This is a genomic window from Streptomyces sp. NPDC096132, assembly GCF_044763345.1.
Lineage (GTDB): Bacteria > Actinomycetota > Actinomycetes > Streptomycetales > Streptomycetaceae > Streptomyces.
The window spans coordinates 1-12,359 of sequence record NZ_JBIWGA010000047.1; the positions used below are offsets into that span (position 1 = coordinate 1).

The following is a 12,359-nucleotide window of genomic DNA, read 5'->3' on the forward strand; positions in this document are numbered from 1 at the left end:
ACCATGGAGCTGTCGGCCGACCGCAGCCAGGTCAGCCTCGAGGAACTCACCAACCACATGGCGGGCGGCGCCGAACTCGCGGCCCTCAAACACGAGTTGAGCGCGGTCCGCGGCGTCGACGTCGAAAAACTCCCCGAAGAGGAAGACCTCACCGCCCCCGCGTCGGCCACCGCAACGGAAGGCACCCCGTCATGAAGATCGCCCTCGATCCCTATATGATCCGCGACGTCCCGCTGCTCGAACTGCCCTCCTTGGTAGCCGAGTTGGGCTACGAGTGGATCGAGCTCTCCCCCCGCGAGGACTTCATCCCCTTCTTCCGGCACCCGCGCGTCGACGACGCCACGGTCCGTAAGTTCCGCAAGGCGCTGGACTCGGCGGGCGTCGGGATCTCCTCGCTGCTCCCCCTGTTCCGCTGGTCCGGCCCGGACGAGGACGCCCGCCAGGCCGCCGTACGCTACTGGAAGCGCTCCATCCAGATCGCCGCCGACCTCGGTGTCGACAGCATGATCTCGGAGTTCAACGGTCGGCCGGAGGACGCCGACCGCAGCGAGGCGCAGTTCTGGAAGTCACTGGACGAGCTGCTGCCGGTCTTCGAGCGCGAGGGCATCAAGCTGACCCTGGAGCCGCACCCGGACGACTTCATCGAGAACGGCTACGACGCGATCAACCTGATCCGGGGCATCAACCACCCCAACGTCACCTTCCTCTACTGCGCCCCGCACACCTTCCACATCGGCAACGACGCCCCCGGCATCATCAAGTACGCCGGCGACCTGCTCACCCACGTCCACCTCGCCGACGCCTTCGACCACACGGCGTCCTCCGGCAACCGCTACATCCTCAACCCGCCCGGCACCACCGCCCGCATCCACCAGCACCTCGACATCGGCCAGGGCGAGGTCGACTTCGACGAGCTCTTCCGCGAACTGCGCGCGGGCGGCTTCGACGGCACACTCACCGCCTGCGTCTTCGCGTGGGAGGAACGGGCCCGGGAATCCTCGGTGTTCATGCGCGAGAAGATCGCCGAGTACCTCTCCGCCTGACCGACCGACCGGCCGGCCGACCGGCCGTCACTCAGTCAGTCCGTCCGTCTGGCCGACGGTCGCCCCACCCCCTGACATGACCTGTGAGCGCATGGCTTCGCGAGCCTCTCTTTAAAGCGCTTCAAACCCGAAAGGAAAACTGCGATGCCGTTCGAAGTGCTGACCATGGGCCGCGTGGGAGTGGATGTGTATCCGCTCCAGACAGGGGTGGGGCTGGCCGAGGTCACGTCGTTCAGCAAGTACCTGGGCGGGAGTCCGACGAACGTGGCCGTCGCGGCCGCCCGCTATGGGCGTTCGGCGGCCGTGATCACGAAGACGGGCCGTGACCCGTTCGGCGATTACGTCCGTACGGCGCTGGAGGGTTACGGCGTCGACGCCCGGTTCGTCGGTACGTCCGACATCGCGCCGACTCCGGTGACGTTCTGCGAGATCTTCCCGCCGGACGACTTCCCGCTCTACTTCTACCGCCTGCCGAAGGCTCCCGACCTGGACATCAGGGCAGGTGAGCTGGACCTGGCGGTGGTGCGGGAAGCGGCGGTCTTCTGGATCACCGGGACCGGGCTGAGCGAGGAGCCGAGCCGGTCGGCGACCCTCGCGGCGCTGGCGCATCGGGCGAAGGCAGGCGCGACGGTGTTCGACCTGGACTGGCGGCCGATGTTCTGGGCCGACCCGGCCGAGGCGCGTGCGTTCTACGCGGAGGCGTTGCGGCATACGACGGTCGCCGTCGGCAACCTCGACGAGTGCGAGGTGGCCACCGGTGAGCGGGAGCCGTACGCGGCGGCGCAGACGCTGCTGGCGGCGGGTGTGGAGCTGGCGGTGGTCAAGCAGGGTCCCAAGGGTGTGCTGGCGATGGACAAGGACGGCTCGGCGGTGGAGATCCCACCGGTTCCCGTGGACGTCGTCAACGGCCTGGGGGCGGGTGACGCGTTCGGCGGGGCGCTGTGCCACGGGCTGCTGTCCGGCTGGGACACGCGCCGCACGGTGTCCTTCGCGAACGCGGCCGGCGCGATCGTCGCGGGCCGGCTGGCCTGCTCCGAGGCCATGCCGACCGAGGCCGAGGTGGAGACGAAGCTCCGCGAGGCGGCCTCGTCCTCCAGCCCCTCTTCCAATGAACGAAAGGCGCGTTGACGTGCTGTCCGAGAACGTGAGCCGGATCGTGGGCGCCCGGGTGGGCGACCCCGGCGCCATCGCGGCCGCCGCCGCCCGCCGGGTGAAGGCCACCTCGCTGCTGGGCGAGCACGGCAAGGCGATGATCATCGCCGCCGACCATCCGGCACGGGGGGCGAATGGTGTCGGTGCCGATCCCAACGCCATGGCCGACCGCTTCGAACTGCTGGACCGGCTGTGCCTCGCGCTGGAGCGGCCCGGCGTGACGGGGGTCCTGGGCACCGCCGACATCCTGGAGGACCTGCTCCTGCTCGGCGTCCTGGACGGCAAGAGCGTCTTCGGCTCCATGAACCGGGCCGGGCTGGCCGGGTCGGTGTTCGAGATCGACGACCGGTTCACCGGCTACGACGCCAACACCATCGCCGCGATGGGCTTCGACGGCGGCAAGATGCTCACCCGGATCGCGCTCGGCGACCCGGCGACCCCGTCGGCCCTGGTGGAGACGGCACGGGCCGTGAACGAGCTCAACGACCGTCAGCTGGTGGCCATGGTCGAGCCGTTCATCTCGGTGTGGCAGGACGGGAAGATCCGCAACGACCTGTCGACGGACGCGGTGGTCAAGTCGGTCACGATCGCCTCGGGGCTGGGCCGCCGTACCGCCTACACCTGGCTGAAGCTGCCGGTGGTGGACGGCATGGAGCGGGTGCTGGCGTCCTCGACCCTGCCGGCGCTGCTGCTGGGCGGCGAGGTCACCGACCCGGAGGCGGCATTCACGTCCTGGGGGAAGGCGCTCAAGCAGCCGACGGCTCAAGGGCTGGTCGTGGGCCGGTCACTGCTCTATCCGTCCAACGGTGATGTCGCCGGTGCGGTGGACAAGGCGGTGAGCCTGCTGTGAGCGACACCAGCAAGTACCACCTGACGAAGGGCGCTTCGGCGGACGGTCCCTACGACGTCCTGGTCACGCCCGAGTCGGCGGGCTGGGGATACTCCGGCCTCAGGATCCTGACCCTGGGGCCGGGCGAGGCGCACTCCCTGTCCACTCATGACTGCGAGTTCCTGGTCCTGCCGCTGACGGGCTCCTGCACCGTCACCACGGAGGGCAGGACCTTCGAACTCGAAGGCAGGACAGGCGTGTTCGCCTCGGTCACCGACTTCGCCCATCTGCCCAGCGAGTCGGAGGCCCTCATCAGCAGCGCGCACGGAGGCCGATTCGCGCTGCCCTCCGCCCGTACCGAGCGGGACCGGCTCACCCCTCGGTACGGGCGCAAGGAGGACGTACCCGTCGAACTGCGGGGCGCGGGAGCGTGCTCTCGGCAGGTCAACAACTACTGCCTGCCGGGGACGTTCGACGCCGAGCAGTTGCTGGTGTGCGAGGTCCTCACCCCGGGCGGGAACTGGTCCTCGTATCCCCCGCACAAGCACGACGAGGCCCGGCCGGGCGAGGAATCGCAGCTGGAGGAGATCTACTACTTCGAGATCTCCGGCGGCGAGCAGGGTTTCGGCTACCAGCGGGTCTACGGCACCCCCGAGCGGCCCATCGAGGTGCTCGCCGAAATCCGCTCGGGCGACACCGTTCTCATCCCGCACGGCTGGCACGGGCCCTCCATCGCCGCGCCCGGCTACGCCCTGTACTACCTCAACGTCATGGCCGGTCCCGGTCAGGACCGTGCCTGGCTGATCTGCGACGACCCCGCCCACGGCTGGGTCCGCACCACCTGGCAGTCCCAGGACGTCGACGACCGGCTGCCCTTCGGAGAAGACCGATGAACACCGTACGACTGACCACCGCCCAGGCCCTGGTGCGCTTCCTCGCCAACCAGTACAGCGAACGCGACGGCCAGGAACAGCGCCTCATCCCCGGCGTATGGGGCATCTTCGGCCACGGCAACGTCGCCGGCATCGGGCAGGCACTGCTGCAGGCCGCAACGACCGGCGAGGCCGACCTCCCCTACTACCTGGCACGCAACGAGCAGGGCATGGTCCACGCCTCGGTCGCCTACGCCAAGATGCGCGACCGGCTGGCCACCTTCGCCTGCACGGCCTCCACCGGGCCCGGCTCCACCAACATGATCACCGGTGCGGCGCTCGCCACCACGAACCGGCTCCCCGTCCTGCTCCTGCCGTCCGACATGTTCGCCACCCGCGCCGCCGACCCCGTCCTCCAGCAGCTGGAGGACACCCGCGGCGGAGACGTCACCGTCAACGACACCTTCCGCGCCGTGTCGAAGTACTTCGACCGCATCTCCCGGCCCGAGCAGCTCATCCCCGCGGCCCTCGCCGCGATGCGGGTGCTCACCGACCCGGTCGAGACCGGTGCCGTGACGCTGGCGCTGCCGCAGGACGTGCAGGCCGAGGCCTACGACTGGCCCCCCTCCTTCTTCCGCCGCCGAATCTGGCACGTGGGCCGCCCGGTACCGGAACCGGCCGCCGTCGAACGGGCGGTGCGGCTGCTGCGGGGCGCCAAGAAGCCTCTGATCGTGGCCGGTGGCGGGGCGGTGTACTCGGGTGCCGAGACCGTGCTGCGGGCCTTCGCCGAGGGCACCGGCATCCCGGTCGCCGACACCCACGCCGGCAAGGGCGCCGTCCCCTGGGACCACCCCTGCGCCGTCGGCGGCATCGGCTCGACGGGTTCCTACGCCGCCAACGAACTGGCCCGCGAGGCCGACGTCGTCCTCGGGATCGGCACCCGCTACTCCGACTTCACCACCGCCTCCCACACCGTCTTCGGCAACCCCGACGTCACCTTCGTCAACCTCAACGTCACCCGTCTCGACGCCGTCAAGCACTCCGCCGAACCCCTCGTCGCCGACGCCCGCCTCGGCATCCAGGCACTCGCCGCAGCCCTCACCGACTGGGAAGTCGCTCCGGAATACCGGGCCGTCACCCGTGAACTCATCGCCCACACAAGGGAGATCGAGGAATCCTGCTTCAACGCCGGTCATGGCCCGTTGCCCGCGCAGACCGAGATCCTCGGCGCGCTGAACGACGTCCTGGACGACCGCGCCGTGGTCATCAACGCCGCCGGCTCCATGCCCGGCGACCTCCAGCAACTCTGGCGGGCCCGCGACCCGAAGGCCTACCACGTCGAGTACGCCTACTCCTGCATGGGCTACGAAGTCGCCGCCGGCGCCGGCGCCAAAATGGCCGACCCCACCCGCGAGGTCGTCGTCCTCGTCGGAGACGGCTCCTACCTGATGATGGCCCAGGAGATCGTCACCATGGTCTCCGAAGGACTCAAGGTCATCATCGTCCTGGTCCAGAACCACGGCTTCGCCTCCATCGGCGCCCTCTCCGAATCCCTCGGCTCGCAGAGGTTCGGCACCAAATACCGCTACCGCAGCGACGATTCAGGACTCCTCGACGGCGAAGTCCTCCCCGTCGACCTCGCGGCCAACGCCTCTTCCCTGGGCGCGGACGTTCTGCACGCCACGTCGGTGGACGAATTCCGCTCCGCGATGGAGAAGGCCAAGGCCGCCACCCGCACCACCGTCGTACACGTCGAGACCGACCTCTACGGCCCCAACCCACCCGGCCACGGCTGGTGGGACGTCCCCGTCAGCGAAGTCTCCGCACTCGACACCACCCAGGCCGCCCACACCACCTACGCAGCCGCCAAGCAAGCCCAGCGCCACTACCTGTAAGGACACCCCTTCCGTGACAGTCATTCAGCATTGGATCAACGGTTCGCCGGTCACCGGCACGGAGACCGCCCCGGTGTTCAACCCGGCCACCGGCGCCGAGCAGGCCCAGGTCGTCCTCGGCGGCTCCCCCGAGGTCGACGCCGCCGTCACCGCCGCCGCGAAGGCGTTCGAGACCTGGTCGGAGTCCTCCCTCACCCAGCGCACCCAGGTCATGTTCAACTTCCGCCAGCTCCTCCTCGACCACGAGGAAGAACTCGGCCGGATCATCTCCGCCGAACACGGCAAGACCATCGACGACGCCCGCGGCGAAATCGTCCGCGGCCGCGAAGTCGTCGAATACGCCTGCGGCCTCGGCGACGTACTCAAGGGCTCCTTCTCCGACCAGGTCTCCCGCGGCATCGACGTCCACAACTTCCGCCAGCCCCTCGGCGTCGTCGCCGGCATCACCCCCTTCAACTTCCCGGCCATGGTGCCCCTGTGGATGCACCCCATCGCCATCGCCACCGGCAACACCTTCATCCTCAAGCCCTCCGAACGCGACCCCTCCGCCGCCAACTACGTCGCCGACCTCTACAAGAAGGCCGGCCTGCCCGACGGCGTCTTCAACGTCATCCACGGCGGCAAGCCCGCCGTCGACGCCATCCTCACCCACCCCGGCATCGAGGCCGTCTCCTTCGTCGGCTCGACACCGATCGCCAAGTACGTCCACGAAAGCGCCACCGCCCACGGCAAGCGCGTCCAAGCCCTCGGCGGCGCCAAGAACCACGCCGTCGTCCTCCCCGACGCCGACCTCGAATTCGCCGCCAACCACATCACCGCCGGCGCCTACGGCTCCGCAGGCGAACGCTGCATGGCCGTCTCCGTCACCGTCGCCGTCGGCGACGCCGCAGACAAGCTCGTCGAAATCCTCACCCGCAAGGCCAACGAAGTGACAGTCGGCCCCGGCGACCAACCCGGCACCGACATGGGCCCCCTCGTCACCAAGGCCGCCCAGGAACGCGTCGAAAACGCCGTCGGCACCGCCGCCACCCAGGGCGCCACCCTCGTCGTCGACGGCCGCGGCCTGAAGATCGACGGCCACGAGAACGGCTTCTTCACCGGCCCCTCCCTCCTCGACCACGTCACCACCGACATGGACGCCTACAAGGAAGAACTCTTCGGCCCGGTCCTCGCGATCGTCCGCACCGACACCCTCGACGACGCCATAGCCCTCATCAACGCCAACCCCTACGGCAACGGCACCGCCCTCTTCACCGCCAGCGGCGAAGCCGCACGCCGATTCCAGCGCAACATCCACGTCGGCATGATCGGCATCAACGTCCCCGTCCCCGTCCCCATGTCCTACTACAGCTTCGGCGGCTGGAAGGACTCCCTCATCGGCGACCACCCCATCCACGGCCCCGAAGGCGTCCGCTTCTACACCCGCCCCAAGGTCGTCACCACCCGCTGGCCCCAACCCACCCAGCAGACCACCGCCGGCTTCAACTTCCCCACCTCCAACTGACACTCCCCCAGAGGGACTTTTTCGAAGGGCACCCCCATGACCACGTCCGCCAAGCCCCTTTCCGTCGCGGTGATCGGAGCCGGTATGGCCGGCCGCAGTCACGCCGCCGGTTACCGCAACGTCAACACGGTCTTCGGGGCCGGTCTGCCCCCGGTGCGGCTGGCCGCGATCGCCGACGCCAATGTCGCGCTCGGTGAGGACGCCGCGCGCCGCTACGGCTTCGAGAAGGCGCTGCCGAGCTGGGAGGCCGTCGTAGAGGACCCGACGATCGACGCAGTCAGCATCGTCGTAGGGAACGCTCTGCACCGGCCGATCGCGGAGGCGCTGGTCGCCGCCGGGAAGCATGTGCTGTGCGAGAAGCCGTTGGCCGGGTCGCTGGAGGACGCCCGGGCGATGGCCGAGCTGGAGCGGGGCGCCGAGGTCGTGACGGCCGTGGGGTACACCTTCCGGCGTGCTCCCGGCATCGCCGCGATCCGCGACCACGTCCAGCGGGGCGAGCTGGGTGACCCGACCCTGTTCAGCGGGCGGTACTGGTGCGACTACGCCACCGACCCGAACGGGCCGCTGAGCTGGCGGTTCAAGGGCGGCGCCGGTTCGGGTGCGCTCGGGGACATCGGCTCGCACGTCATCGACGCCGCCGAGTACGTCGCCGGGCCCATCGCCTCGGTCTCCGGCGCTTCCCTGTCGACGCAGATCACCAAGCGGCCGCTGCCGCTGGGCGCGGTCGTCGGGCACAACGCGGCCCCCGTCTCGGACGAGTTCGGCGAGGTCGAGAACGAGGACACCGCGTCCTTCACCGCCCGCTTCGAGTCCGGTCTCGTCGGCACCTTCTCGGTGACGCGCACCGGCTTCGGCCTGCCCAACGGGCTCGCCTTCGATGTGCTGGGCGTCGGCGGCCGGGCCGCGTTCGACCAGCACCGGCCCGCCGAGTACCTCTTCGACGACGCCCAGCCCGAGGCCCGTACGCGCGGTGCCCGGCAGATCATCGCCGGCCCGCAGCTGCCGTACTTCGCGGGCGGGGTGCCGATGGAGGCGCCGGGTGTGGGCGCCAGCAACGGCGACAACTTCACCTACCAGGCGCGAGCGTTCCTCGACCAGGTCGCGGGCGTGGCCGAGCCGCTGCCGGCCTGCGCCACCTTCGCCGACGCGCTCCGGACCATGGAGATCATCCGGGCCGTCGTCGAGTCCTCCCGGGCCGGTGGGGCGGCCGTTCCGGTTCCGCCCGTCGCCTGATCACCCGTACATACCTGTACATACCCGTACATTTCCAAGGAGCGTTCCCATGGCCCTCAAGCTCGGCGCCTACACCGCCTGTCTGCACGACCGCCCGCTGGCCGAGGCCCTCGACATCCTGAAGGAGAACGGGCTGACCTCCGTGGAGGTCAATACCGGCGGCTTCATCCCCTCCCCGCACTGCCCGGTCGACCTGCTGCTGTCCTCGGCCACCGCCCGCGAGGAGTACCTCGCGACCTTCACCGAGCGCGGCATGGAACTGACCGGCCTCAACTGCAACGGCAACCCGCTCAACCCGCTGCCGGGGGTCGGCCCGAAGCACGCCGACGACCTGCGGCGCACCATCCGCCTCGCCGGCCTGCTGGGCGTCAGGCACGTCGTCACCATGTCCGGCACCCCCGGTTCCGACCCGGACGCCAAGTACCCGTCCTGGGTCGTCAACCCCTGGGACGGCGTCTACATGGACGTGCTGGACTACCAGTGGGGCGTGGCGGTCGAGTTCTGGAAGGAGATCGACGCGCTGGCCCGGGAGAACGACGTCCGGGTCGCCATCGAGATGCACCCGCACAACCTGGTGTTCTCCCCCGTCACCCTCAAGCGGCTCGTCGACGAGGGGGGTCTGACCAACGTCGGCGCGGAGATGGACCCCTCCCATCTGATGTGGCAGGGCATGGACGTGATCGCCTCCATCAAGTGGCTGGGTCCGCTGGTGTTCCACGCGGCCGCGAAGGACGCCACGCTGTGCCCCGGCGCCGACATCCGGGGGGTGCTCGACACCTCGTTCACCCGTGTGCCCGCCGACGCGCCCGGCAAGGTGCCCACCGGCTACGGCTTCTGGTGCAACGCCTGGCCCGAGAACCCGGCCTGGAAGTTCGTCGCCGTCGGCCTCGGCAACGAGGTCCCCTTCTGGACGGAGTTCCTGCGGGCCCTCGCCGAGATCGACCCGGACATGGCCGTGAACATCGAGCACGAGGACGCCGCCTACTCCCAGACCGAGGGCCTGGCCCTGGCCGCGAAGAACCTGCACAGCGCCGCGGCAGCCCTCTGACCAGCCCGTACGGGTGGCTCCGCGCCCGTCCGCCGGTCGGCGGGCGGGCGCGGGGTCGTGTCAGAGCCAGGGGCCGAGCGCGGGTGCCACGACGCCGTCCGTGGTGAGGGGGCCGTCGGAGCGGCCCGTGAGGAAGGCCGTGAGGTCCGGGAGTTCCGCGGCGACCTCGACGGGCTCGCCCTCGCCGGGCAGGTCCCAGCGGTGGCCGTCGGGAGTGCGCAGGAGGAGGGCCGGCCCGGTGGTGGCGGCGGTGGCGCGCTTGAGTACGACGTCCTCGCACAGCGCGGTGAGGAAGTCGGGCGGGAGGTCGGCGAAGGTCGGGCCCGTGGCCAGGTCGATCGCGTGGACGCAGACCTCGCGGCTGCGCAGCCAGGGCAGTTCGGTGGCGGGGACGGTACGGCCCTGTGCGGTCACGACCTCGCGCCGCCACTGCCGGTCGTCGAGCGCGTCCATCGCCGTGGCGAGCGCGTCGGCGGACCGGCGCAGCCAGGCGGTGAGTTCGACCGCCGGCAGCCGGGCGCCCCGCTCGATCCCGGCGGCCCGCTCCCCGGGCGAGGAGTACATCGGGGTCGGCTCGCCGGTGGCGGCCCAGTGGACGAGATGGCCCAACGCGTCGGCGTTGGCCGCCACATGGGCCACCACGTGCCCCCGGCTCCAGCCGGGCAGCGCGCTGGGCTCGCCCGGACCGGTGAGCGCGGCGTCGGCCGCCTCGAGGAACAGGTCGGTGCCGAGCCGCGTCCAGCGGCGGGCGTCGTCGAAGGTGCGGGTCATCGGGCGGGTGTCTCCTTGACCACGCGGTTCTCCAGGCGGCCGATGCCCTCGATCTCGGTGACGACGGTCTCGCCTCCCAGCAGGAAGCGCTGGGGGGTGCGGGCGTGGCCGACGCCGCCGGGGGTGCCGGTGGCGATGAGGTCGCCGGGGTTGAGCCGGACGACGGTGGAGACGTACTCGACCAGCGCGACCGGGTCGAAGAGCAGGTCGCCGGTGGAGTCGGACTGCATCAGCTCGCCGTCGACGGACAGACGTACGTCGAGGACGGGGCGGACGCCGCCCGGCAGCTCGTCGGGGGTGACGAGGTAGGGGCCGACGGGTGTGCTGGAGTCCCACGCCTTGCCCTGCAGCCACTCGCGGGTGCGGAACTGCCAGTCGCGGCAGGTGATGTCGTTCAGGGCGGTGAAGCCGGCGATCGCGGCCTCCGCCTCGGTGCCCCGGGCCCGGCGTACCGGCCTGCCCACGACGACGGCCAGTTCGACCTCCCAGTCGAACTGCCCGGTCTCGTCGGGCCGGACGATGTCGTCGCCCGCGCCGATCAGGCAGTCGGCGAACTTGGCGAAGAGGGTGGGGTGTTCGGGCAGGTCGCGGCCCATCTCCTGGATGTGGTTGCGGTAGTTGAGGCCGACGCACACCACCTTGGAAGGGGTGGGGACCATGGGCGCGAGGTCGGCGCCGGCCGCCGGGTACGTCGTTCCGGTCGCCGTGGCGGCCCGCTCGGCCCAGTCGTCCTCGCGCAGCAGGGCGCCGACGTCCGCCGCGCCGAGGTCGACCAGGACGTCGCCGTCCAGCTTGACGGCGCGGGTGGCGCCGTCGAGGCGGAGGGTCGCGAGCTTCATCGGGTGGTTCCTTCCACATGGGCGCGGTCGAGCCGGAGGGCCTCGAAGACGGGGGTGTCACTGAAGCGGAACAGGTCCAGAGCGCCGGAGTCGGAGTCGGTGGTGCCGGACTCGGAGCGCACGGACAGCGGCTGCCAGGACGGTACGACGAACAGGTCGCCGCGGGTCACGGACCAGGTGCGGTCGCCGACGGTGACCGTGCCGGAGCCGTCGAAGACCTGGTAGACCGAGGACCCGGTCTCCCGCACGGGCGCGGTCTCGGCGCCGCGTGCCACGCGGTGCATCTCGGCGCGGACGGTGGGCAGCACGTCGGCGCCGGTCGCCGGGTCGGTGAAGCGGACGGCGGCGTGGCCGGGTTCGACGGTGCCGCCGAAGCCCTCGGCCTCCAGGGCGAGCTGGTCGGCCAGGGCCCGGTCGGTGTGCTCCCAACGGTAGGCGAGCAGGGGCGATCCGGGCGCCGTCGTACGGCCGGTCGAGAGGGGCCGCAGGCCCGGGTGGCCCCACAGTCGCTCGGCGCGGGAGCGGTCGGGGGTGGTGCGCTCGGCGGCGCTGATCTCGTCCCGTCCGAACTCGAAGAACTGCGACTCGGTGACGTACTGGAAGGGGATGTCGAGGCCGTCGATCCAGGCCATGGGTTCGGCGGTGGCGTTGTGGTGGGCGTGCCAGTGCCAGCCCGCCTGGGGCAGGAAGTCGCCGCGCCGCATCGCCACCGGGTCGCCGTCGACGACCGTCCAGACGCCCTCGCCCTCGACGACGAAGCGGAAGGCGTGCTGGGTGTGGCGGTGCTCGGGGGCGTCCTCGCCGGGCATGAGGTACTGGATGGCGGCCCAGAGGGTGGGGGTGGCGAAGGGTCTGCCGCCGAGGGACGGATTGGCCAGGGCGATGGCGCGGCGCTCTCCGCCCCGGCCCACCGGGACCAGTTCGCCGGCGCGGGCCGCGAGCTGCCGCAGCTGCTCCCAGCGCCACAGGTGGGGCACGGCCCGGGAGCGGGGACGATCAGGCATCAGGTCGCCGATCTCGGTCCACAGCGGGACGAGGAGTTCCTGTTCGAAGCCCCGGTACAGCTCTTCGAGAGCTGGGGTGACCTCGGGCCGGCCCGGCCCCGGGACGGCCTGGAGGCGGACGGGGGAGCTCGCCGTGTCGTCGGACGCGAGGGAGGTGTCGGTCACGGGG

General features: G+C 70.8%; 11 protein-coding genes and 1 pseudogene. 9 read left to right on the forward strand and 3 right to left on the reverse strand.

What is annotated here, in order from left to right; genetic code table 11:
• The 9 genes and pseudogenes from ACIRF9_RS49140 to ACIRF9_RS49180 form a co-directional block, all read left to right on the forward strand.
• Positions 1–195: pseudogene (locus tag ACIRF9_RS49140) on the forward strand (sugar ABC transporter ATP-binding protein); the annotation flags it as partial.
• Positions 192–1,043 carry a sugar phosphate isomerase/epimerase family protein gene (locus ACIRF9_RS49145; RefSeq protein ID WP_403836860.1) on the forward strand — a complete coding sequence of 284 codons (852 nt, stop codon included), beginning with the start codon at positions 192–194 and terminating at the stop codon, positions 1,041–1,043. The pseudogene ACIRF9_RS49140 and the gene ACIRF9_RS49145, both read left to right, overlap by 4 nt.
• Before the next feature lie 144 nt (positions 1,044–1,187).
• Positions 1,188–2,171 carry a 5-dehydro-2-deoxygluconokinase gene (gene iolC / locus ACIRF9_RS49150; RefSeq protein WP_403836862.1) on the forward strand — a complete coding sequence of 328 codons (984 nt, stop codon included), beginning with the start codon at positions 1,188–1,190 and terminating at the stop codon, positions 2,169–2,171.
• 1 nt (position 2,172) lies between these two features.
• Positions 2,173–3,045, forward strand: coding sequence for an aldolase (locus ACIRF9_RS49155; protein WP_403836864.1), 873 nt, complete (start codon positions 2,173–2,175; stop codon positions 3,043–3,045).
• A complete protein-coding gene (gene iolB / locus ACIRF9_RS49160; protein WP_403836866.1) occupies positions 3,042–3,917 on the forward strand; it encodes a 5-deoxy-glucuronate isomerase in 876 nt (291 codons plus the stop codon). The genes ACIRF9_RS49155 and iolB overlap by 4 nt, the downstream gene beginning before the upstream one ends.
• Positions 3,914–5,791, forward strand: coding sequence for a 3D-(3,5/4)-trihydroxycyclohexane-1,2-dione acylhydrolase (decyclizing) (gene iolD, locus ACIRF9_RS49165; protein ID WP_403836868.1), 1,878 nt, complete (start codon positions 3,914–3,916; stop codon positions 5,789–5,791). Before iolB ends, iolD begins: the two co-directional genes overlap by 4 nt.
• A gap of 13 nt (positions 5,792–5,804) precedes the next feature.
• Positions 5,805–7,295 (forward strand): CoA-acylating methylmalonate-semialdehyde dehydrogenase, encoded by a 1,491-nt coding sequence (locus tag ACIRF9_RS49170; RefSeq protein ID WP_403836870.1) that lies wholly within the window; start codon positions 5,805–5,807, stop codon positions 7,293–7,295.
• Between the two features lie 36 nt (positions 7,296–7,331).
• A complete protein-coding gene (locus ACIRF9_RS49175; protein ID WP_403836872.1) occupies positions 7,332–8,528 on the forward strand; it encodes a Gfo/Idh/MocA family protein in 1,197 nt (398 codons plus the stop codon).
• A 49-nt stretch (positions 8,529–8,577) separates the two neighbouring features.
• Positions 8,578–9,576, forward strand: a complete 999-nt coding sequence (locus ACIRF9_RS49180; RefSeq protein WP_403836874.1) for a sugar phosphate isomerase/epimerase family protein — start codon at positions 8,578–8,580, stop codon at positions 9,574–9,576.
• Positions 9,577–9,636: 60 nt separating this feature from the next.
• On the opposite strand, the gene ACIRF9_RS49185 is transcribed toward ACIRF9_RS49180, so the two are convergent.
• From ACIRF9_RS49185 to ACIRF9_RS49195, 3 genes are read right to left on the reverse strand one after another with little or no spacing between them, the layout of a single operon-like run.
• Positions 9,637–10,347, reverse strand: a complete 711-nt coding sequence (locus ACIRF9_RS49185) for a maleylpyruvate isomerase family mycothiol-dependent enzyme (protein ID WP_403836876.1) — start codon at positions 10,345–10,347, stop codon at positions 9,637–9,639.
• On the reverse strand, positions 10,344–11,186 hold the full coding sequence (locus tag ACIRF9_RS49190; RefSeq protein WP_403836878.1) for a fumarylacetoacetate hydrolase family protein: 843 nt from the start codon (positions 11,184–11,186) through the stop codon (positions 10,344–10,346). The genes ACIRF9_RS49185 and ACIRF9_RS49190 overlap by 4 nt, the downstream gene beginning before the upstream one ends.
• Positions 11,183–12,355, reverse strand: a complete 1,173-nt coding sequence (locus tag ACIRF9_RS49195; protein WP_403836879.1) for a cupin domain-containing protein — start codon at positions 12,353–12,355, stop codon at positions 11,183–11,185. The genes ACIRF9_RS49190 and ACIRF9_RS49195 overlap by 4 nt, the downstream gene beginning before the upstream one ends.
• Between the last annotated feature and the right edge of the window lie 4 nt (positions 12,356–12,359).

Bases quoted from the DNA above. Each gene is read 5' to 3' on its own strand.
- ACIRF9_RS49145 (WP_403836860.1), top strand. From the start codon at position 192: ATGAAGATCGCCCTCGATCCCTATATGATCCGCGACGTCCCGCTGCTC.
- iolC (WP_403836862.1), top strand. From the start codon at position 1,188: ATGCCGTTCGAAGTGCTGACCATGGGCCGCGTGGGAGTGGATGTGTAT.
- iolD (WP_403836868.1), top strand. From the start codon at position 3,914: ATGAACACCGTACGACTGACCACCGCCCAGGCCCTGGTGCGCTTCCTC.
- ACIRF9_RS49175 (WP_403836872.1), top strand. From the start codon at position 7,332: ATGACCACGTCCGCCAAGCCCCTTTCCGTCGCGGTGATCGGAGCCGGT.
- ACIRF9_RS49180 (WP_403836874.1), top strand. From the start codon at position 8,578: ATGGCCCTCAAGCTCGGCGCCTACACCGCCTGTCTGCACGACCGCCCG.
- ACIRF9_RS49185 (WP_403836876.1), bottom strand. From the start codon at position 10,347: ATGACCCGCACCTTCGACGACGCCCGCCGCTGGACGCGGCTCGGCACC.
- ACIRF9_RS49190 (WP_403836878.1), bottom strand. From the start codon at position 11,186: ATGAAGCTCGCGACCCTCCGCCTCGACGGCGCCACCCGCGCCGTCAAG.